Below are 22,492 nucleotides of genomic sequence, written 5' to 3' on the forward strand. Positions count from 1 at the left end.
AATTGTAAAAAGGAGTTTCCACATGATTAATGGACTAAGACAAATTCGCGGGTTCGTTCAAAAAGAACTCGGGTACGAAACAACCGGCCACGACTACACGCATATTGAACGGGTCGTTAGTTTGGCCAAACTGATTTTGAAGGGTGAGGATGCCGATGAAGCACTCGTCATTATTGCTGCTTACCTGCATGATGTCAGTGACGATAAGGTAACGACTAATCCTGCAGCCAAGCGCAAGGCGATTGCCAACGAATTGATCGGGGTTGGCTATGATGACGATTTTGTCAAAAAAGTCTTCGAAATCATTGATAACATGTCATACAGTGCCAACTTAAAGACGCATCATCAATTGTCGATTGAGGGGCAGATCGTCCAAGATGCTGACCGGCTTGATGCAATTGGCGCCATCGGAATTGCCCGAACATTTTACTTTGGCGGCCACTTCGGTGAAATTATGTATAATCCGCGGATCATGCCACGGACAGGAATGGATAAGGCTGAGTACCGTAAACGCGGCACGGTTATTAACCATTTTTACGAGAAATTATTCAAGCTGAAGGACCAGATGAACACGCCGACCGCCAAAAAAATCGCCGAACACCGCCAGCAGATCATGCAAGACTTTGTGGGCGAATTTGTCGACGAATGGAATGGGACTAAATAAAGCGAAATATGAGATTCATGATGACTGAAATGACGAGATTAAAAAGTGAAATCACGATAACTATCATCGTGAAGTGGCTCAATACGGCGAGCAGATCATCTTGGAGCGGCGTAATGGAAATAATTAAAGTGACTAAGATCAAAAAGATCACGGCCTGCCAGAACCCCTGCTTGGAATTATCAAAATCTGCAGAACTCAAGTCAAAGCCACCGATACAGATATTTGCGGCTACCACCAGAAAGATGACCATTGGCAGCCAGTTAAAGGTCGGCATCATGAAGCTCACTTGGCTAAAGGATTGCTGAGTGGAACTGATCAGCGATTGATAGACTTCCGGAATTGTGAATTTTGCCAAGAACAGAATTGATAAGCAGCACCCAAAGATTGGTGCCACACCAATGAATAAGTTGCCCATATTTTGATATAGGTTGCGCTTATTCCAAGTGTGGTGAACGTATCCGAGGGTGCTGTTTTCAGCTGTCGGAAAGCGCACCAGGCGAAACTGGTCGACGTGGTGGCCGAATACCAGCGCCATCAACAGGTGGCTGGCTTCGTGAATCATGATGCCAAGAAAGCCAAACCCAATTTGCCCACCGGTGCCGAATTGATTGGCGATCTGCTGCTTGGTACTCCGGTTGATTGCTGAAAGGAGGAAAATAAAAAGAAATGGCACTCCGATCACTAATCCGAGTACCAACCCAATATTGGTCAGAATATATTTGAGCATGCCATCATTCCTTTATGTCGGCAAACTTGCCGCCAATCAAGTCAACCATTTGCTGGGCGTCGACTTTAACCGAACGGCCAATTTGTCCGGACGAGACGATGATATCGCCCATCTCTTTGGCTTCTTGGTCAACGTAGATTGGATAATGGAACTTTTCCCAGATCCCGATTGGCGTGTTGGCGCCGTGTTGGTAACCGGTGGTTTTCAAAAGATCCTTTAATGGCACCAAGTTGACTTTCTTGTTGCCGGAAACCTTGGCGAGCTTTTTCTCATTCAAATGTTCGTCAACGGGAACGACGCCCACCACCGGCCCGGTCGTTTTGCCTGAGAACACCAACGTCTTGAAAATCTGGTGTTCGTCGGTATCCAAATGGTCAACGCTGATTTGTTCCACGTCGCCTTCTTTATGGGTCGGAAAGGCCATTTGAGTGAACGGAATCTTGTGTTTATCTAAAATTTGTTCAACTAAAGTTTTATGAACCTGATTCTTCTTTTTCTTTGACATTTCATAACACCTCAGAGATATTTTATCACAACCTGCGATATAATCTGTCTGAAGAAAAGAAGATAATCTGTTATACTTTATTTCAGCAGATCAATTTAACGATTTAATAAGGAGCACAAATGGCTGATTTAGTATATCGCAACATCATGAAGGATTTAAAGGAGCGCATCCAGGCCAACGAGTTTGCGTCAAAGAAGCTGCCGGATGAACGCAGCCTCAGCGAATCCTACGGTGTTAGCCGCAGTTCAATTAAACGAGCTTTGAATGTTTTGGCAAATCAGGGGATTATTTTCAAAAAACGGGGGTCAGGCACGTTTATTAATCCGCTGTACCAAAAGAATCAGACGATTTTTCAATATGAAGGTTCCAACTTGGGTGTTACCGACAGTTTTAAGAGTGATGGTCAAACACCACAGATTAAGCTGCTGGATTTTAAGGTGGTTCCGGCAAGTGAAGAACTCCAAACCGAATTGTTTCTCAATCCGGGTGAATTTGTATACGAAATTAAGCGACTGCGGTCATTTGACGACAAGCCATTCATGATCGAACAAGGCTATATTCCAATCAGAGTAGCACCCGAGTTAAACAGCGAAAGAGTGGAAGGCTCGATCTTCAACTATTTCGAAGACGCAACCGGCAATTCGGTTACCAAATCATTTATGACAATTCGGGCGGATCCGTCAACGGCAGAGGATCAAAAGCTGCTGGGCTTGAAGCCAGTGGAGCCGGTTGGTGTGATGGAAGGCATTTTCTTCTTAGATGATGGCACGCCATTTGAAGTTTCGAATATGCGAATTCATTATCAGTATTTAAATTACAATACGTTTGTAAACTTGGATGAGGACAAATAACATAGAGTGATCTCAAAGTAACCAAAACAACAAACAAATTCCACCAAACACAACAAAGGAGTGTGGTTCCCACGGGCTTTTACATTATGTTAATTTTGGTGTTCCTGGGCATTTTTAATTTAACCTATGGTTGGCGTCAAAAAAATCGTCCTGCAGTGAGAAATGTATTTATTTTTATTGGTATCTTAATACTGATTCTGGCAATTGCAGCCGCAACACCACAAGGCACGGACATTATTGAAGATGTACTTGGACAATAATACTTAAAAAAACGCAGCGAATCATAACTTGGTTCGCTGTATTTTTGTGAGCAAATTTACCAACCCTGACAACAAAAGCGCCTATTCTATAGATGGAAACTTCGAGTCTGATAGGGGGGGTGCTCAACATGGACAATCAACCAAACATTAAAAATCAATGGTGGATTTTCACCGCTATCGTATTGCTATCTTTCATGTCCACGTTAACCAGCAGCATCGTCAACATCGCATTACCAGTCATGTCGCGGGCGATGAGTGTGCCGACCTCACAAATTACATGGGTGGCCTCGAGCTACTTAATTGTGACTTGTATGTTCCTACTTCCATTTGGCAAGATGGGGGACTTGTTTGGTAAAGCTCGTGTCTTCAAAATCGGTACGATTATTTTCACGATTGCCTCGCTGTTATGCGGATTCAACCTGGGGTTCTTCTGGATTCTTTCAATGCGGGCAATTCAGGCGTTGGGAGCCAGCATGACCTTGAGCACAAACGCTGGCATCATTACGGAAACCTTTACGAAAGAGCAGCGGGGGCTGGCACTGGGCAGCTTTGGTTCAGTGGTGGCACTTGGCAGTATCGCTGGCCCTGGTCTTGGCGGCCTAATCTTGACTTATTTGCCTTGGAACTATATTTTTTGGGTCAACGTTCCAGTTGGTTTGATTGCTATTATTCTTGGCCAAATTGTTTTGCCGAAAGCAAAAAACAAATCAGAAGGCAAAGTCGATACGTTGGGGATGCTTGTTCTGATTTTGACTGCGGGCAGCTTGTTCATGGGATTAATTCTTGGTCAGCAACTCGGATTTATGAGTTTAATTTTTCTTTCGTTGATGATTATGACAATTATTTTGCTATTTGGATTCATTTATTTGGAAAAGCGGGCACCAAATCCTGTCATAAATTTTCATTTATTTAATAACGTCGATTTCTCATTGAGCCTGCTGGCAACCATTCTGGTTTATGGCATTAATTTTGTCGTCAACATTATCGAACCAATCTATTTGGAACAGAATCGGTTAATCAGTACTGACTTAGCTGGTCTGATTTTGATTAGTTTTCCAATCATTCAAATCATCGTCTCACCCTTTGCTGGTTGGCTGAGTGACAAATTCGGTTCGCACTTTATTGCGGCCATTTCGTTGGCAATGCTGATCATCAGCCAAGCTGGGTTGGCAACTGTGAATCACACTACTTCCCTTGGAATACTGTGTGTTTGGCTCGGCTTCGTTGGTTTGGGTAACGGATTATTTCAGGCACCAACCAACGTCTTAGTCATGAACTCGGTCACAAAAGACCAGCTGGGAATTGCCAGCGGTTTGTTGGGATTTTCCCGGAATACCGGGATGACGATTGGCGCAATCTTTGCCAACATTCTATTATTCAGCGGCATCAGCATGAATCTGGGGCATTCAACAATTGATTATCCAGTGGCTCAGCCAAGTGCATTTATTTTTGGCATGCGGTTCACATTTTGGATCACCGCAGCCGTTTTATTGGGATTGTTTATCGCTCAGCTGACGGTTAATTTCCGACGTAAAAATGCCTGAGTAAAAATTGAGAAAATTTTGTTACAAAATATTAATAATAGTGGACTAAAGATTTGTTAGCGTCCATAATAGCTTATAAGTATAGGATTTTTAGTCACATAATATTGGACCGTATCAATTTTCTAAAAGGTTGACTTTTTGAAAATATCGTTTAGTATTAGTGATGTAAATTGATCAAGAAACAGTTGGTGAATTTTACGAACATTCTATACAGAAGTTTGTTGCTAAATCGAAGAAGGAGTGTTAATTAATGACAGTAGATTACGATTCCAAAGAATATTTGGAACTTGTTGACAAGTACTGGCGTGCCGCTAATTACCTTTCAGTAGGTCAATTGTTCTTGCGCGACAACCCATTGCTTAAGCGACCCCTCGAAGCCAAAGACGTTAAAGTTAAGCCTATTGGTCACTGGGGAACTATCGTATCCCAAAACCTTATCTATGCAGAATTGAACCGTGTTATTAACAAATACGATTTGAACATGTTCTACATTGAAGGATCAGGTCATGGTGGCCAAGTTATGGTTTCTAACTCATATCTTGACGGTAGTTATTCAGATATCTATCCAAACATCAGCCAAGACGAAAAAGGTATGGCTAAATTATTCAAGCAATTTTCATTCCCAGGTGGAGTTGCTTCTCATGCCGCACCAGAAACTCCAGGTTCAATCCATGAAGGTGGAGAACTTGGATACTCACTTTCACATGGTACCGGTGCTATCTTAGACAACCCAGATGTAATCGCTGCTGTTGAAATTGGTGATGGTGAATCAGAAACCGGCCCATTGGCTGCTTCATGGTTCTCTGACAAGTTCATCAACCCAATTACCGATGGTGCTGTTCTTCCTATCATTAACATGAACGGTTTCAAGATTTCTAACCCTACTATCCTTTCACGTATGAGTGACGAAGACTTAACTAGTTACTTTAAAGGAATGGGCTGGGATCCATACTTTGTTGAAGCAACCGCTGATACAGACCATGCCAAGGTTGAAGCAGAATTTGCCAAGACTCTTGACCATGTTATTGAAGAGATTAAGTCAATTCAAAAGAATGCTCGTGAAAACGAAACACCAGATAACGTTAAGTTACCTAACTGGCCAATGATTATCTTCCGTTCACCTAAAGGCTGGACTGGTCCTAAGAAGGATCTCGATGGTAACCCTATCGAAGGTTCATTCCGTGCTCACCAAGTTCCAATTCCTGTTGCCGCAGGTTCAATGGAACATAAAGACTTGCTTATTAACTGGTTGAAGTCATACAAGCCAGAAGAATTATTTGATGAAAATGGTACTGTTAAGCCAGAAATTCGCGAAGTTGCTCCTAAGGGTGACAAGCGGATGTCAGTTAACCCAATCACTAACGGTGGTATCAAGCCAGAACCATTGAAGCTTCCTGATATTCATGACTTCGAAGTTAAATTCGATCGTGGTGTTACTCAGAAGCAAGATATGATCGAATGGTCAAATTGGTTGGAAAAAGTTGCAGAACTTAACCCAACTAACTTCCGTGGATTCGGTCCTGATGAAACTAAGTCAAACCGTCTTTACAGCTTGCTTGACGATTCTAAGCGTCAATGGATGGAAGACATTCATGAACCATATGATGAAGATCTTTCAAACCATGGTCGTGTTATCGACTCACAACTTTCAGAACACCAAGCAGAAGGTTGGCTTGAAGGTTATGTATTGACTGGTCGTCATGGATTCTTTGCTACTTACGAATCATTTGGACGTGTTGTTGACTCAATGTTGACTCAACACATGAAGTGGTTGCGTAAAGCTTCAGAACAATACTGGAGAAAGCAATATCCTTCATTGAACTTTGTTGATACTTCAACAGTATTCCAGCAAGACCACAATGGTTATACCCACCAAGATCCAGGTATGTTAACTCATTTAGCTGAGAAGAAGCCTGAATTTATCCGTGAGTATCTTCCAGCAGATGCTAACACTTTGTTAGCAGTTGGTGATGTTGCATTTAGAACTTACGAAAAGATCAACTTGATCGTTACTTCAAAGCACCCACGTCGTCAATGGTACACAATGGATGAAGCACAAAACCTTGTTAAGAATGGTCTTGGCTACATCGACTGGGCATCAACTGACCAAGGTCAAGAACCAGATGTTGTCTTTGCTGCCGCAGGTTCAGAACCTAACTTGGAAGCATTGGCTGCTATCTCAATCTTGAACAAGGAATTCCCTGACATGAAGATTCGTTACATCAACGTTGTTGATTTATTGAAGCTTCGTTCACCTAAGGTTGACCCTCGTGGATTGAGTGATGAAGACTTTGACAACTTGTTCACTACTGACAAGCCTGTTATCTTCGCATTCCATGGCTTCGAAGGACTTATCAAGGATATCTTCTTCGATCGTCATAACCACAACCTTCATGTTCATGGCTACCGTGAAAATGGTGATATCACTACACCATTCGACATGCGTGTCTTGAACCAATTGGATCGCTTCAACCTTGCTAAGGAAGCTGTTCAAGATATTCCAGCTTACACTGTTAAGGGCGGTTACTTCATTCAACGTATGAACGACACTATCGACAAGCATAATGCCTACATTCGTCAAGAAGGAACTGATCTTCCAGAAGTTGTTGACTGGAAATGGGAAGGTCTCAAAAAGTAATTTAATCATTAATCATTAATTACTAAAACCTAAAAGGCGTTCGAAATCAGAAATGATTTCGAACGCCTTTTTTATAGATTCATTTTATTGACGGGTAACCGTAATTGTTTTGGTAACTTTGTTGCCGGTTTGGTCAACCGCCGAAACGGTCAACACATTCTTACCGAGCTGTAGATTGTACGACTGACTAAATTGATGAGCAGAATGTGGGTTGGGGTTGGCACCAATATCGGTGTGGTCAACGAAGCCCGCATTGTTTTGTTCATGGAAAATATTGTCACTGTTAATAAACAATCGGTAACCATCGACATTGTCATCGACTGATCCAGCAACGTTAAATGTGCTCTCATTAGTATTGATTGTATAATTACCATCGCCAACTTCTTGGACATCTGATCCTAGTGAGAGATTCAAAGTTGGTGGCGTCGTATCAATCATCACTTCAAGCGTTCCCTTAGCCGTGGTTGTCTTACCCTTCTTGGTGGTTTGTAGGATGTAGCCAATTCCGCGTTGGGTCGTTGGGGCGAGTGGCATTTCAAAGCTGAACTTGCCGGACTTTCGAATTTTAACTTTATTCTCCGAGGCATTTTGGTTGGAAGATTTGAGAATGGTTAACTTCGCTTTTGGATTAGACACCTTACCGGCAATTGTCAATTGATTGGTATCTGAATTGTAGACTTTGCTGGTGGCATTGATAAGCGTGAGGTTATTATCATTCAATCCGGTGAACTTGATGCCATTGGTTTCGGCAAATCGGGTTGTCACAGCAAATGGGTCGTGGTTCATCATGGAAGGCAAATCATTGGTTCGCACCGTCCAGGTCACTTTGGATCCCTTGGCTTTAGACTTGCTGGTATGTTTATATTGACTGGCTTTCGCTTTGTAGGTTTTACTGATTTGATTACCGGCAACGTCCGCCAATGATAATTGCATCTTGCCCTTGGCTTTAGCCAGGGCCTTTTGTGTCTTGGTTGATAATTTATAGACTAATTTGCCAGAGTTGGACTTGCCATTATTATTCAAGCTGACACCAACTGATTTACCGCCAATTTTCACTGCTAATGAGGAGATTGATGTAAACCCGGCACCGACATCGGAATAACTGACAGCTAAATTACCTTTCTTGTATGCCGTTTTGGTGATCTTTGGTGCGATCGTATCAACTTTAAATGGCAGGCTGAAGGATTGCTGCTTCTTGGCGCCGTCATTGTAGTTGGTCGTGTTGATCACGTAATGGTATTGGCCATCGGGAACGACTTTCATCCTACCAGTTGACTGATCATAAGCCATCCCGTTCCAGTTCATGGCTTTTGGATTCAGTCTCATCGATGGGGAAATGGAGAGGTCGTTGACAAAGCCATTGCCATTTTCTTGAATGGATTTCTGGGTATTGGTTTCCGTATCAATTGTGTGAATCACTTTTCCAGAGGCATTGGTAATTTCTGCTGTTACATCCGCCAGATTCTGGAAAGTGAATACATATGGACTAATGGCATCTGAATGGCCATCACCATTTGGTGAAAAAGCCACTTTATTATTTTGAATTTGTTCTGGAACGTTCATTCTTAACGCGTCAGGATTGGAGAGAGTGTTTAGCCAGCTTGCCAATGAAGTTCGATCGCTGAGTCCGAGCGGCATATCTTTGGTATCCATTAAATAACCACCATTGAAGACACTGACGTGTTCGTTGGCTGGTTTATCAACTGCTGGTTCTTCGGTGGGATCACCATAGTAACCAAAGTATGGGACAGTCAGATTTTGGCTGGCATCGGAATTGACGAAACTGATGTATCCTTCGGCAATACTGTTTTTGACTGCAGAATTACCCAAATTTAAGGTCAATTGGACATTCTGAGTCTTGCCGGGCGCAACCGTCACATCACTTTGGTCCGACTGCAGCGAAGCACCGGAGATTGGGGTATCGTGAACTGGCCCAACGCCATGCTTGTTGGTGTCTCGAACTTCAGTAAATGGCCCGTTGCTGGTATTGACGTGATAGGTTTGATCAGTGTCACTGTGATTAGTGACAGCGACGTTAAATTTTGACGTTTGGCCGATCGACTTTAAGGAAATTGAGCCCTGGTTAGTTGTGGGATCAAATGCGGCGCCTTTTAAATCAGCGGCATTGGTCACATTAACCTGTCCGGCACCCTGAACACGTGGCGAAATGAGATCGCCTTTGTATTTGTCATTTGCCATCGGTTGTGCGGCATTCATCAAGGCAATTTTAACGGCGTTAACCAGAGCGGCGCCTTTCAAAGCAGGCTGGGTCTGCTTCAGCTTTTGAAGGATGAGGGCAGCCGATCCCGCGATGTACGGTGAGGAGAATGAAGTGCCTGTATCCGTTGTGAATGTATTATTTTCGTTCAAAACGGCAACTTGTTGGCCGGGAGCAGAGATATCTGGTTTCAAATTAAATTCTGGCGTTGGCCCCCACGCTGACATCTCATCCATTTCACTTTTATCGCCAGCCTTGGCATTTTCGTCACCGACAGTTGTAGCTGTGGGTGACGCCGCCGGATTACTGGTTGTGCCGGTATTGGCAGGCTCATAGATGGTAATGAGCGTATTGGATTGTTCGTTGTAACTATTTTGAGCACTACCAGCATGGCCGTAGTTACTACCTGCAACTGCGACAAAGACGCCATGATCAGTCGCGTATTTCACAGCCGCCTGTTCCTGGTCAGTCAGTGATTGGTTTGGAATGCCGAGCCCCAATGACATGTTAATGACGTTGGCGCCAAGGTCGACGGCATCGTGAATTGCCCGGGCGACGTCATTGGGCCACTCGTCGCTGAAACCGCCATAGACCTTCATGTTCAGCAGTTGTGCTTCGGGAGCAATTCCTTCAACGTATTTGGACTTACCTTGAAGTGCTGAACCATTTGCACCAACAATACCGCTAGTCATCAAGCCGTGGAATCCAGAAACGGTATCTGCGGGTGAATCATCGTTGTTATTATTGACGTAATCATAGGCAAATGGAATTTTCGGACTAATGTATTTACCATAACCTTTTTTGGCAATCATCTGCTCAGCTTGGGTTTTGGAAATGGCTGCCGTGCTGGTATCGGACAAGGTGAATTCCTTATTTGCTTGAATCCCACTGTCGATCACCGCAACGACCATTCCCTGGCCCCGGTAACCTTGTGCCCACAGACCAGGGACGCTGCCCTTATCGAGTGCATTTTGGTTAGCTGGTTGGGATGAGGCCTTCTTTGTGGTAGTTGGGGTACTTTTTGCGGAGGCAGTCTGCACATTGTCAACTGAAACCAGTCCAGCCGCGCCACTGACGAGTAGTACCGCGATTACTTTGCGAATGTCTATCATGCAATCTCCCCCTAAAATGACGCATTAATCTTGTTTCAGTAATTTAAATTGTTGATTATCCTCAAATAATTTTCCCATTTGCAGCAACAGGTCTTCGCGGCCTTTTCGTGCCATGAATTGAACGCCCAATGGCAAACCATTTTTACCGACATAGGTTGGCAAGCTGATGGCTGGTTGACCGCTGATGTTGGCGAGCTGGGTAAATGGTGACAGTGTCAATGCTGGCAGCCATTGATCCCATATCAGCTGCATTTGATCATCGGAGTTCAAGTCTTCAATGTGTTTCATTTTTTCTAAATTGTCATCTGAGACTAATTGTTGGTCAATTCGTGGTGCTTGATGAGCGGTGGTGGGCGTCAAATAAAGATCGAATTCTTGCTGAAAATCGTCCATATCACTGGCAATGTTATCCCAGAAAGTCAGTGCCTGACTGTATTGAACAGCGGTGACCGAACGGCCGGCATAGCCTAATGCCCATGTCAGCGGCTCAACGTTTTGTTTGATCACGTCGTCTGCTAAATGCATGTTGGCAAACATCGTCGCAGTTTCGCCGGCGTTCATTAGATAATAGCTCTTCATCAAGCCAATTCCATCGATGGGCGCATCTGCATTGACCGGATCGTAACCTTCATTTTTGAGAAATTGAACGGCATTTAACACCGCTTCTTTGGCTTCATCGGAAACTGGCGTGCCCACTGGTGACTCAACAGAATATGCAATTGTCAGCGATTTGGGCAGGTTGTTCAAAGTGGCCGTAAAGCTTTCTTCTGGTAACGGCACTTGGAAAGGTGCAGCCATCTGAATCGTTGAAATAGCATCGAGCAAGCGGGCCGTATCATTAATGTCGCGGGTAATCGCAAAGTTAATCGAGGCTCCTTGCCAACCACGCCATTCACCAGGGCCGGTTGCGACACGGCCACGGGTGGGCTTTAGACCAATTGTGCCGGAAAATGATGATGGAATTCGAATTGAACCACCACCGTCGTTGCCACCAGCAATTGGCAGCCAATCTGCACCAACTACGGCTGCCGATCCGCCAGAGGAACCACCAGGCTGATAGTCGGTGTTCCACGGATTATGAGCATTTCCGTATAGTTTGGAGTCGGTTACGTTTTTAAAGCCAAACTCTGGCGCGTTGGTTTCACCAACTGGAATCAAGCCAGCAGTGATAAATGAACGGACAAAATTATTAGTTGAAGTTGCCTTGTAGTCTTTTAGTAAATTCGAGCTGCCTGTATCTGGTTCCCCTTTAAATGATTGCCCAAGGCCCTTTAATAAGATTGGCACCCCGGCAAATGGCTGACCGGTATCATTGAAGTTCCGGGCGAGTTTGAGTGCCCGGTCACCCCAGAGAGTTGTCACTGCGTTTAATTCTGGATTATGTTTCTCAACGGTGTCAATCAGCTCTTGAACCAACGCCACCCGGTCAAGCTTACCTTGGCGGATTAATTCAGATAGTTCAGTTGCGGAATGTGTGGATAGATTTGTTGTCATATTAATCTCCCTTCAATCGTTCACTTAGATGGGCCCAAACGTTGCTGAAAGTCGATGAAATGCTGTGGAATTGGTGCCTCAACAATTTTATGTACCTTTGTAAACGGCAGCGGCAAATCGACTTTCCATGAATGTAACAACAAGAAAGGGCTATCATTACTTGAATTATACAGCGGATCGCCGACTAATGGGTGTTGGAGGGCGGCCAAATGCACCCGAATTTGGTGCGTCCGGCCAGTCTCTAGTTCAACCGACAACAGTGAGTACCCGGATTGGCGTTTTAATACTTGATAGTGGGTGATTGCCGAGACTGCCTTGGGACCATTGACTTTACGTTTCCGCTTGTCATCAGGATCCAAGCCAATGGCAAAATCAATCGTGCCAGAATCTGGTAGGTTCGTCCCGACTACCCAGGCTAAGTAAGTCCGTTTGATTTGCTTTTGGGCGATGTTAGCCACCAGGATTGGCACCACAGCGGGATTCTTTGCAAAAATAATTGCCCCACTGGTTTCCTGGTCTAGCCGATGAATCATGTAGGGGAGCGTTTTTTCGGTGGCTAAATAGGCCGCCAGGTGATTGATGGTGGCCCCAAATTCACCAGGTTGGTTAGGATGAGTTTTGTCACCGCGACGCTTGTTCATAACCACCAAGTTGGCATCTTCATACAGAATCTCGACGGTAGCAGCGGAATCCGCTGTCACCTTTGGAAATGGGCTGACAAAATCGTTTGGCACAAAAGTCAACTGAATTTTATCGCCAGTTGTTACCGGGAAATTGACCGGCTGATACTTGCCATTTACCAACACTCTTTGAGCGTGGCGAATACTGTATACCAAATGTTTGGGCAATTGCCAATATTGACTTAATAAGGATTTTAACGATTGACCATCCATTAAAGAGGGGACGGTTTCGTTGAAAACCCATTGTGTATTTTTCATGACATATCCTCAAAATTCCGACAAAAAAAGCAGCAGCACAATGCCACCGCCTTCCGAAAAGTTAGTTATTCGAATTTAGTTTGGCCTTGGGACGCACAATCAAGACGTCACATTTAGCCGTTCTGGTTACATAGCTGGTAACCGAACCAATGATTAAACGCTCAACCGCACTTAAGCCGGTTGAACCAATCACAATCACATCATTATTGTGATCCTTGGGAAATTCCCGAGCGATGATTGGTTTTGGATTTCCAAAACGGATGTGGATGTTGACGTCTTTGACGCCGGCATCTTCAGCTTTCTTTTGGTATTTCTTCAGCTGATCATCGGTATTTTCAGTTAATTTGAAAACCACGTCGCCACTTACGGCACTACCATAGGTTTGGTTAAATTGGTTCACTTCCAAAATGTTCAAAATATCAAGATGGGCATCGTTGTCCCGTGCGACCTCGATTGCTCGATCCAACACTTTCTCAGTTGTTTTTGAACCATCGACTGGTACCAAGACGTTTTCATATTTTTGTTGTTGCATGTCAATCACCCCGTATTCGTATTGTCCTTACCTAAACTATACCATTCTCAGCGAAAGATGTAATCAATTAAAATTTTCATCTGTTTGCTTGTGATTGTAATCGCTTTCCTATCGTGCTAATATTCAAGTTGATCAACTAAATGAAAAGAGGCTGTTAATTTATGTACTATTATGTCATGAAATCAAATGATATCAGGCGCAATTTGGCGACTGAACAGTATTTAATGAACGAGATTAAATTTGATGAACCGCTGCTTTTATTTTACATTGAAGGTCCATGTATCATTGTTGGCCGTAATCAAAACACACTTGAAGAAATTAATAAAAAATATGTCGATGAACACGGTATCGTTGTTACCCGTCGTCTCTCCGGCGGTGGCGCTGTCTACCAAGATTTAGGCAACCTTTGCTTCAGCTTTGTGGTTGACAGTGACAGTGAAGAGTTCGGTGACTTCAAATCATTCGTTCAACCAATCGTTGACGCACTGCACGATATGGGTGCTAAATCCGTTGAAGTCAGTGGCCGTAACGATATTTTGGTTGACGGTAAGAAATTCTCCGGTAACGCAATGTACACCAAGGGCGGCAAGACGTTCTCACATGGTACGTTGATGCTGGATGTTGATCTGTCGGTCATTCCAAATGCTTTGGATGTCCCTGAAGACAAGATTAAGTCAAAGGGTATTAAGTCAGTCAGCTCACGAGTTACTAACTTGAAGCCATACTTGTCACCTAAATATCAAAACTTGACCACCCCAGAATTCCGTGATCGTTTGTTGAAAGAGTTGTTCCATGTTGATGACCTTGAACAAATCAAGGACAAGGAATATCACTTAACCGATGAAGATCAAAAGGGAATCGACAAGATTTTTGATGATTACTACAACAACTGGGATTGGGTATACGGCAATTCACCAGAGTTCACCGTTAAGAAGCGTCAACACTTCACCAACGGAACGATTGATGCCCGTCTCCAAGTCGATGACGGCAAGGTTTCCAACGTTAAATTCTTTGGTGACTACTTTGGCCCTAAAGATTCGACCGAAGTTGCCGACAAGTTAAAGGGTGTTCGTTTCGAACGTAAAGACTTTGAAGATGCACTGAAAGATGTTGATTTGAACGAGTACTTCACCGGAATTTCTCGCGACGATTTCTTTGATATGCTTTTCTAAACCGCGTTAATAAGGTACACTAAAACTGTTAATAAAAAGATAAATTCCATTATCGAATTTATCTTTTTTTTGTTGGAATTCTGGAGGGTAAAACGTTAAATGAAAACAGAAGAAAAGCAGGCTATTTTCTGGGCACTTATCTCACTAATCGTCTTCTTAGCAGCAACCTGGTTAATGACCTTGGACTTTATGGCGCTCAAAGCACCTGCCACGGCTGCCGAAGCCATGCAGGTGACTTGGATTGCGATTGCCTTTTACGCGGCAACGTTGATTTTGGCGGTGTTGCGGGTTAAAATCAGCTATTATCTCCTAGCAGTGGTAATTGCGATTTATTCCGTTGGTTTTGTGGGGATGATCTCAACCATGTTCATGAATAGTGATGCGACCATCTTGGTGAAGCTGTTTGTGTCACTGGTTGCAGCATTTGGTATTCTTGTGAATGTTTATTGGTATATTCTGGCGTTCAGGCTGCGAGCCGCATTGCAGCACGACACTTTTCAGCGCCGAATTAACAGACAAAAAGGATTAAAAAGATAGGTGAAAATTTTGGAAAAAGATGTAGCAAGTTTCGTGGATGATGTTGTCAACGAAAAAATTGAAGGCAAATCATTTAGCAAGAAACTCGATGAAATCATGGCCGATCCTGCCAAAGTGATGCAGCCGGTCTATGATTACGTGGAAGAACAATTGAATTTAGGTAAATTGGCATATGGTGAAGTTAAGGCATCTGATGAAGACGTGACTTTGCGTTTGGAAACTAACTTGATTAATCTACCATATGAAGATGCTAAGGTTATCAGTAAAATGATGCAGGATCAGGATGGGACACTGCCAATTAACGTGTATCTCGTTATCAGTTCGCCATGGGTCAACAAATCCAGTTTACGGATTGATGAGGTTGCCAGCGCCGACGATTATGTGGGCAATGTGGCCAATTACCTCGATCAAATGAATAACTGGGTCTCTGAGCACCTGGACATGGTTAAGGAAAACCTTGAAAAGCAGCCGGAAGAAAAATAACCACATAAAAGAAAGCTTGATGTTTTCATGAAAACATGGCATAATGCTTGTATGCGATGAGTCGAGAAATCACACAGCATTTATGCTGTCGCGCAAGCGATTAATGTGAATTCGAGCGGGACACAATTTAAGGCACAGATTTGCTGGTGTTTGACTTTAGCGGATTGTGGAATCCAAGAAGTTCATCTACTTAGGTAGGTGCCGTAATAAAGAAGGTCAACTGGAGAAACCCAGTTGGCCTTTTTTTCTGTCCCATTTTTTCGATGTTTAAGCTGTCATTATTTAATTCGTTTTTCTAACTCAATATGTATAAATTAGTAGTTTACACATTAACCACCGAATAGTTATAATAATGTGCCATTAATTTTGCAATATTTTAGTTGAGTTGGTATATTTACTTTGACATCAGGGGGATGTCTACCAACGAACATATTTTTATGAGTTCAAATAATCTCCTCCTCGTATAAACCCCTCAATACAAAAAGCCACCCAGTCATATCCACTGGGTGGCTTTTCTTAGACATTTAAGATTAATTTACCGACAATATGTCCTGTTTCACTGAGTTTGTGCATTTCGCGGACATTTTCGGCATTGAATTTAAGTTGGGTGGCAATCGGAACTTTCAGTTTGCCTGCGCCGAGTTTATTAGTCAAAGTCGTGATGACATCTTTGTCGGGATGGGCATTGATCTTTTTGAATGAAACGCCATATTTTTGACTGAGTTCATCTGCTTGATCAGTGGTTTCAACAATTGAGATGATTCGTCCACCTGGTTTGACGACTTTGAAGGCATCCAGCTGGTTCTGCCCGCCTAAAGTATCGAAGACCAAATCAACTTCCGGTGAGACTTTGGCAAAATCTTGGGTCTTATAGTCGATGACTTTATCAGCACCTAAGTGGCGGACATAATTATCATTAGTCGCACTTGTGGTGGTAATGACATGGGCACCAATTTGTTTGGCAAGCTGAATCGCCATTGAACCAACGCCACCAGAGCCCGCCAATACCAACACTGTCTCGCCAACCTTGAGACGTCCGGCATCGAATAACGCTTGCCAGGCAGTTGTGCCAGCCAATCCGAGTCCAGCGGCTTCCTGAAAGGAGACCGTAATTGGTTTGTGGGCAGCCTGATCAGCATCGATGGCATAGAATTCGGCATAGGTGCCGCGGTTACTTGGCGTTCCATAGCCGATGACTGCATCACCAACCTTGAAACCAGTCACACTTTTGCCAACTTTTGAGACAATTCCAGCCATTTCCTGTCCTAAGATGATGGGAAATTTAAATGGGTAGCGGGCTTTTCGTAAGCCTTGACGAGTTTTCCAATCGATCGGATTGACGCCGATACTGACGACTTTTACTAATAGCTGATGGTCATCAATTTTAGGGATGGGCATTTCAGTTTCAGTTAATTGATCGCGATCGCCGTAGTCGTTGATCACGACGGCCTTCATTCGATTTGTCATTTAATCACCTCGACAATATGATACCAGTTAATGGGGATTATGAAAAATTAAAAAGATTGTGTGCAATCTAATTGACTTTCTGCTGAAGAAGTTTAGTATAACTAGGAGAGGTGAGAATATGAAATTAACAATTACTAATGAAGCATTACAACAACTCAAGAAGGTTTTCCCTGCCGACAGCAAGCTGCTTCTCAGTTTTGATGACGGAGTTGGACCATTCTCCAAAGTGGGCGTTTGCTCACTGGATACCAGCTATGACCTGATCGCCGTCGACAAAGACGCTGAGGTGCCGGATTATGACACCAAATTGGACGCCAATGCTGGCAATTGGTACTACAAGGGTTACAGCAAGATTTACCTCGATCAGGATATGAAACTCGATTATAAGAACCACCGGGTTGTTTTGAGCAGCGAAAGTGGCATTATGGATAGTAATATTGAGCTGAAGGATTTAACTAAACAGCAAGCATAAAATAAAAAATGGTACCCGACCAATTTGGTTGAGTACCATTTTTAGTTTGACTAAATTTTCTTCGCTGCATGCTCGATTTTCCGATAAGGCATGACCCACAGCAGCATCACAATAAATGTCCCGATCATGCCGAACTCGTGCCAGTAGAACGAAAACAGGAATACCGCAATGAAGGCGACTAAAGTATAAATGCTCTTTGGATCTCGTTTAAGCGACGCAACCAGCGCTGAAACGGACCTGTTGGCTCGCACGAGACTGACTCGCAGCAGGTTCCATGAAAGGTTGATACCAATAAACAGCAGCGTATAAAGTTGAGAGCCAAATAAACTATGTGGATCGGAATCGACAATTGCCGTTGCAAATGGCACAAATGATAAGAAAAATAGCAGTAACGTATTGGACCAAATCACAAAACCATCAATTGATTTGACCAGCAAAAACATGTGGTGATGGTTCCCCCAGACGATTGCCAACAAGAAAAATGAAATTGCATATGACATTAATTCTTCGTGAATTCCCCAAAATCCCGACCAACTGAGCTTTTCTGGCGGGTTTAGTTCCAGAATCAGAACAGTCATAATGATTGGGACAATCGCATCTGTGAATGCTTCCAGACGATTCTTTTTCAAATTCGTCACCCCTTCGAAGTATCTTTAGTACAAGGATACAATAATTCGAAGGGCAATGTTGAGATGACGACTTTTGTTCAATAATTATGCAATTATTTTGCGATAAACCGGTTACATCAACGGAATGAAATTGACTTTATACAGGGTGAAAAGTTAAAATAGAATAAGTATTTTAATCAAGAATTCATTTAATTGTGGAGGCACGTTTATGTCATTATTAACACGTATATTTCGCCGGGAGCAATTAGATCGTTACCTTGAGACTGACAAAAAGTTCATTAAGACCATGTCAGCCTTTGATCTGATTGCGCTTGGTATTGGTGCCGTGATCGGTACTGGTATTTTTATCCTTCCTGGGACGGTTGCCGCAACCAAAGCCGGTCCTGGTATCATCATTTCGTTTATTGTTGCCGCAATTGTCTGTTCAACGGCAGCCATGTGTTACGCGGAATTTGCATCAGCTCTGCCCGTTGCCGGGAGTGCTTATTCATATGGAAACCTGGTTTTCGGTGAAATTATCGGCTGGATTCTTGGATGGGCACTGATCCTGGAGTACGTCTTGGCCGTTGCAGCGGTTTCCAGTGCTTGGGGTGCCTACTTCCAATCATTCCTGGCAGGCTTCCACATTGGCTTCCCAAAGGCGATTTCCGGGCCATTCATGCCCAGCCAAGGGACTTATGGGAACCTGATCGCGATTATTATCGTGATCCTGATTTCTTGGATGCTGAATCAAGGGATGCGGTCATCAGTTCGGTTGAACAACATTATTGTGGTCGTTAAGATCGGCATCATCTTGTTATTCATCGTGGTTGGCTTATTCTACATTAAGCCATCGAACTGGCATCCATTCCTACCATTTGGTTGGCACAGTCACCAAGGTGGTGTCCTTGGTGGTGCAGCGGCCGTCTTCTTCGCCTACCTTGGCTTTGACGCCGTATCCAGTTCGGCTGCCGAAGTTAAGAATCCAAAGAAAAACATGCCAATTGGAATTATTGGGACTCTGATTGTTGCAACGATTCTATATGTTGGTGTCTCAATTGTCTTGACTGGAATGGTTTCTTACACCAAGCTAAATGTATCTGATCCAGTGGCCTTTGCATTACAGTTTGTTCATTTGAATTGGGTTGCCGGGATTATCTCACTGGGTGCTCTAGCCGGGATGTTCACCATGATGGTTACGATGATTTACAGTTCTTCACGTCTGATTTATTCAATCGGCCGGGATGGCTTGTTGCCAAAATTCTTGGGCAAACTCGACAAGAAGGGCAGCCCCAGAAATAGTATGATCACCATTACGATCATTATTGCCTTCATGGGTGGCTTCGTGCCGTTGGAACAATTGACCAACTTGGTTAATATTGGTACTTTGATTGCCTTCCTGTTTGTTTCATTTGGAATTATTCCGTTACGTCGAAATAAGGAAATTCAAAACCACCATGGTTACCAGGTTCCATGGTACCCAGTTTTGCCAATTGTCTCCGGATTCTTGTGCATGCTGATGTTGTCACAACTGCAAGCTGAAACCTGGATTGCTTCAGGAATCTGGTTTGCCTTTGGACTCGTCCTATACTTCAGTTATGGGATTCGTCATAGTCAACTGGGTCAAAACAGTTAAAAAATAATTAAAATAATACAAATTAAAAGGCCTTCACATCATGTGGAGGCCTTTAGTCTGTATTCAATTTATCTGTACATTACGAGGTTATGATGTAGCGTGTTCCACAGTACAATAATCCCTACGAGGACCAATAAAACAGCACCAGTTGCGATAATGAAGAGGGCAGTGTACGAAGACATTTCAATCACTAAGCCACCGAACAGCGGCCCGAGAGCCCGTCCTGCTGATGCCCAAGATTGAATCAGGCCTTGATAACGCCCCTTGGCTTCAATTGGCGTTAAAGTATTGACCAATGCTGGAATTGTTGGCAGGGCAGTTGCCTCACCAATCGTCAGAGTGACCATCGCTAAGATGAAGAATGGGTAGGTCTTCGCAAAGATCAGGACGACAAATGACAATGACATTAGGAAAACTCCGAAGAAGACTTCCAGAATCATATTTTCATGATAACGGGAGATCCAGTTGATGATGATCTGGCTGACAACGATGACCCCACCATTGATTGTCCAGAGAAAACTATAGTTTCTCAGTGGGATGCCAATGCCGGTCATGTAGACTGAAAGGTTTGAAACCCATTGCTGATACATAATCCAAATAATAAATAATGACAGGAAAAATGCAAAAAGCATAATGGCATTGGGTTTGGGCAAACTTTTAGAGTTCCAAGTCGTCTTCTCGGTATCCGAAACCTTTTTGCGTGATTCGTTCGCTGCGGGTTTGTATTTCAACACCACAATGATCAAAAACACGACAAATAGGGTTGTTGCGACGGCAAACATCAAGGTGACGCTGATACTATAAATGAATCCCACCAGGGAAGTTCCGATGACAATTCCCAAGTTCTGAGCAAAATACAACATATTAAATATATAACGGCTGTCTTGAGATTTGATACCAGTCCCAATTGAGTTAACAACAGCGATGTTCCAGCCACCGGAAATACCGTTAAAGAACAGTATAATTCCAAATGCCGGCCAACCATGGAAAAAGATCAATAAGATCAAAGTTAATGTCGTTGCCAATACGCCACCAATCAAGAGGTAATAGGGATTCTTGCGATCATACAAGTACCCGCCGAGGTAGCTGCCAAACACGCTGGCCAGTGAGTTGAACAGCAATACGACTCCGATGAGGGTTAAAGAAACACCAAGTCGGTCATGCAGATAAACACTGGTTAACGGCCAGACAAAGCTCATTCCAACGCTACTGAACATTGCACCAATGATCAGCCATCTTAAGTTCATTTCTTTTGCGGGCATTTATTTGACCTTCTTTCATTCGATTTTTTGCGCCACGTTCCAGTGTATCAAAAAAGTGATCTGAATGGGGAATTAATTACCATAGTAAGCGGTAACAATTGCAAGTGCTGTTTGATGGACTTACAGATTTAAATCACATATGATTAACTTGTTGGATGAAGTATTGGATTTGTTAAATAGGAGGAATTATATATGGCTGTTGACGGATCACTTTATCATACTGAAGTTGTTAACGAACATGGATTAGTTGGCGAAAGTTTCGTTCGTGGTAACGAAGGCTTATCCTTGGGTGTAAGTAGCTCATTGATTAATAGCCCAGGTACCAACCCGGAACAATTTATCGGCTTTGCGCTGAGCACTTGCTTTAATGCCACAATTGGCTTAGTTGAGCGAGGCCATAATTTGAAACCAGATACGGTTATTCATACTGCAGTGGATAACCTGAAAGATACTACTGGATATAAATTTGTGGTTCGTTGTCAAATCTTATTCCACGAATTAGATGACGAGCAGGCTCAACAAATGGTCAACGAAGCACTGGACACTTGCCCAGTTGCTAAGTTACTTAAGGCGAATGAGAATGTGACCTTTGAAGTGGTGGATAAGTTCTCATTTTAGAGTGTGAGCAGACCCGAGAGATGCGGTTTCTAAGCCAACTTTGGTTGAAACCCCGGTTTGGGGTTTCGACCAAAGTTGGCTTAGAAGTTAGCATCTGGGTCGCCCGAACACGTTTCGGCTGGAGATAAGCAATGAGCTCAACTCAATTATCCCCAACATCGATCCACAAACTAAACAACAAAAAAACGGATGTCCCAACCGGACATCCGTTTTACTATCTAATATTTTATATTAATCGTAGCTTAAAGTAGCTGGACGTGAGAAGCCAACCACATGCCACCATGGTGAGTAAACTTTTTCAGTAATCACACCGCGGTTTTGTGAATCGATCATTCTACCATTACCGATGTACATACCAACGTGTGAGATGCTGTGCTTGCTACCACCGAAGTATACCAAATCACCTTTTTTGATGTTGCTTTTTGAAACTTTCTTTGTTCCGTTGTACTGTGCTTGGGCAGTTCTAGGAATTGACTTCTTGATTGACTTCTTGTAAACGTACTTGGTGAAGCCTGAGCAATCAAAATGTGTAGGACCAACGGCACCGTATACATAGCTGGCACCGAGATGCTTCTTGGCAACTTTCAAGACCTTTGAATATTGTTGGTCTGAAGAGCTGGCATCGGCACTGTTAGCTGATGTATATGCGGATACAGCGAATGCGAACAAGGCTGCGAGTAACAACAATGGTTTTAAAGCTGATTTAATAATACTGTGTGACAAGATGAATTCCCCTTTATTTTCGTCGTTGAGT

General features: G+C 43.3%; 21 protein-coding genes. 11 read left to right on the forward strand and 10 right to left on the reverse strand.

Annotated features, from left to right (window positions below; all coding sequences use genetic code 11):
- The first annotated feature begins 22 nt into the window (after positions 1 to 22).
- Positions 23 to 664, forward strand: a complete 642-nt coding sequence (locus FD05_RS01905) for an HD domain-containing protein (RefSeq protein ID WP_020281384.1) — start codon at positions 23 to 25, stop codon at positions 662 to 664.
- On the opposite strand, the gene FD05_RS01910 is transcribed toward FD05_RS01905, so the two are convergent.
- Together FD05_RS01910 and ybaK are read right to left on the reverse strand one after the other, a co-directional pair.
- Positions 657 to 1,391, reverse strand: a complete 735-nt coding sequence (locus tag FD05_RS01910) for a hypothetical protein (RefSeq protein WP_039932966.1) — start codon at positions 1,389 to 1,391, stop codon at positions 657 to 659. The two genes, FD05_RS01905 and FD05_RS01910, sit on opposite strands and share 8 nt — an antisense overlap.
- Before the next feature lie 4 nt (positions 1,392 to 1,395).
- Positions 1,396 to 1,896, reverse strand: coding sequence for a Cys-tRNA(Pro) deacylase (gene ybaK / locus FD05_RS01915; RefSeq protein WP_020281381.1), 501 nt, complete (start codon positions 1,894 to 1,896; stop codon positions 1,396 to 1,398).
- A 119-nt stretch (positions 1,897 to 2,015) separates the two neighbouring features.
- On the opposite strand from ybaK, the gene FD05_RS01920 reads away from it, so the two are divergent.
- The 4 genes from FD05_RS01920 (at position 2,016) to FD05_RS01930 (ending at position 7,189) form a co-directional block, all read left to right on the forward strand.
- On the forward strand, positions 2,016 to 2,747 hold the full coding sequence (locus tag FD05_RS01920) for a GntR family transcriptional regulator (protein ID WP_020281380.1): 732 nt from the start codon (positions 2,016 to 2,018) through the stop codon (positions 2,745 to 2,747).
- An 86-nt stretch (positions 2,748 to 2,833) separates the two neighbouring features.
- Complete coding sequence (locus FD05_RS11620; protein ID WP_020281379.1) at positions 2,834 to 3,007, forward strand: hypothetical protein; 174 nt, start codon at positions 2,834 to 2,836, stop codon at positions 3,005 to 3,007.
- Between the two features lie 128 nt (positions 3,008 to 3,135).
- Positions 3,136 to 4,551 (forward strand): MFS transporter, encoded by a 1,416-nt coding sequence (locus FD05_RS01925; protein WP_081637865.1) that lies wholly within the window; start codon positions 3,136 to 3,138, stop codon positions 4,549 to 4,551.
- Positions 4,552 to 4,801: 250 nt separating this feature from the next.
- Positions 4,802 to 7,189 (forward strand): phosphoketolase family protein, encoded by a 2,388-nt coding sequence (locus tag FD05_RS01930; RefSeq protein ID WP_020281377.1) that lies wholly within the window; start codon positions 4,802 to 4,804, stop codon positions 7,187 to 7,189.
- Between the two features lie 84 nt (positions 7,190 to 7,273).
- Here the strand turns inward: FD05_RS01930 and FD05_RS01935 are convergent, their stop codons facing one another.
- The 4 genes from FD05_RS01935 to FD05_RS01950 all read right to left on the reverse strand — a co-directional run bounded on the left by FD05_RS01935 (position 7,274) and on the right by FD05_RS01950 (position 13,483).
- Positions 7,274 to 10,519: a S8 family serine peptidase gene (locus tag FD05_RS01935; protein WP_039932965.1), complete on the reverse strand. Its 3,246-nt coding sequence runs from the start codon at positions 10,517 to 10,519 to the stop codon at positions 7,274 to 7,276.
- 24 nt (positions 10,520 to 10,543) lie between these two features.
- Positions 10,544 to 12,013 carry an amidase gene (locus tag FD05_RS01940; RefSeq protein ID WP_020281375.1) on the reverse strand — a complete coding sequence of 490 codons (1,470 nt, stop codon included), beginning with the start codon at positions 12,011 to 12,013 and terminating at the stop codon, positions 10,544 to 10,546.
- 20 nt (positions 12,014 to 12,033) lie between these two features.
- Complete coding sequence (locus FD05_RS01945) at positions 12,034 to 12,951, reverse strand: RluA family pseudouridine synthase (protein WP_020281374.1); 918 nt, start codon at positions 12,949 to 12,951, stop codon at positions 12,034 to 12,036.
- 61 nt (positions 12,952 to 13,012) lie between these two features.
- Complete coding sequence (locus tag FD05_RS01950; protein WP_039932964.1) at positions 13,013 to 13,483, reverse strand: universal stress protein; 471 nt, start codon at positions 13,481 to 13,483, stop codon at positions 13,013 to 13,015.
- 161 nt (positions 13,484 to 13,644) lie between these two features.
- Between FD05_RS01950 and FD05_RS01955 the strand changes: the two genes are divergently transcribed.
- The 3 genes from FD05_RS01955 to FD05_RS01965 all read left to right on the forward strand — a co-directional run bounded on the left by FD05_RS01955 (position 13,645) and on the right by FD05_RS01965 (position 15,675).
- Positions 13,645 to 14,655 carry a lipoate--protein ligase gene (locus tag FD05_RS01955; protein ID WP_020281372.1) on the forward strand — a complete coding sequence of 337 codons (1,011 nt, stop codon included), beginning with the start codon at positions 13,645 to 13,647 and terminating at the stop codon, positions 14,653 to 14,655.
- A 99-nt stretch (positions 14,656 to 14,754) separates the two neighbouring features.
- Complete coding sequence (locus FD05_RS01960; protein WP_020281371.1) at positions 14,755 to 15,192, forward strand: hypothetical protein; 438 nt, start codon at positions 14,755 to 14,757, stop codon at positions 15,190 to 15,192.
- On the forward strand, positions 15,193 to 15,675 hold the full coding sequence (locus FD05_RS01965) for a hypothetical protein (protein WP_020281370.1): 483 nt from the start codon (positions 15,193 to 15,195) through the stop codon (positions 15,673 to 15,675).
- A gap of 516 nt (positions 15,676 to 16,191) precedes the next feature.
- Here FD05_RS01965 and FD05_RS01970 read toward each other — a convergent pair.
- Entirely contained in the window at positions 16,192 to 17,142 is a 951-nt protein-coding gene (locus FD05_RS01970) for an NADP-dependent oxidoreductase (RefSeq protein WP_039932963.1), read from the reverse strand.
- Between the two features lie 118 nt (positions 17,143 to 17,260).
- On the opposite strand from FD05_RS01970, the gene FD05_RS01975 reads away from it, so the two are divergent.
- Complete coding sequence (locus FD05_RS01975) at positions 17,261 to 17,614, forward strand: iron-sulfur cluster biosynthesis family protein (protein WP_020281368.1); 354 nt, start codon at positions 17,261 to 17,263, stop codon at positions 17,612 to 17,614.
- Positions 17,615 to 17,664: 50 nt separating this feature from the next.
- Here FD05_RS01975 and FD05_RS01980 read toward each other — a convergent pair whose 3' ends face one another.
- Positions 17,665 to 18,243: a TMEM175 family protein gene (locus FD05_RS01980; RefSeq protein WP_020281367.1), complete on the reverse strand. Its 579-nt coding sequence runs from the start codon at positions 18,241 to 18,243 to the stop codon at positions 17,665 to 17,667.
- 208 nt (positions 18,244 to 18,451) lie between these two features.
- Between FD05_RS01980 and FD05_RS01985 the strand changes: the two genes are divergently transcribed.
- A complete protein-coding gene (locus tag FD05_RS01985) occupies positions 18,452 to 19,858 on the forward strand; it encodes an APC family permease (RefSeq protein WP_039932961.1) in 1,407 nt (468 codons plus the stop codon).
- Positions 19,859 to 19,926: 68 nt separating this feature from the next.
- On the opposite strand, the gene FD05_RS01990 is transcribed toward FD05_RS01985, so the two are convergent.
- A complete protein-coding gene (locus FD05_RS01990) occupies positions 19,927 to 21,120 on the reverse strand; it encodes an MDR family MFS transporter (protein WP_020281365.1) in 1,194 nt (397 codons plus the stop codon).
- Positions 21,121 to 21,312: 192 nt separating this feature from the next.
- Here FD05_RS01990 and FD05_RS01995 point away from each other — a divergent pair, with 192 nt between their 5' ends.
- Positions 21,313 to 21,738, forward strand: a complete 426-nt coding sequence (locus FD05_RS01995; RefSeq protein ID WP_020281364.1) for an OsmC family protein — start codon at positions 21,313 to 21,315, stop codon at positions 21,736 to 21,738.
- A 231-nt stretch (positions 21,739 to 21,969) separates the two neighbouring features.
- Here the strand turns inward: FD05_RS01995 and FD05_RS02000 are convergent, their stop codons facing one another.
- Entirely contained in the window at positions 21,970 to 22,461 is a 492-nt protein-coding gene (locus FD05_RS02000; RefSeq protein ID WP_020281363.1) for a C40 family peptidase, read from the reverse strand.
- Positions 22,462 to 22,492: the final 31 nt, after the last annotated feature.

This window comes from Lentilactobacillus otakiensis DSM 19908 = JCM 15040, from assembly GCF_001434145.1.
GTDB lineage: Bacteria > Bacillota > Bacilli > Lactobacillales > Lactobacillaceae > Lentilactobacillus > Lentilactobacillus otakiensis.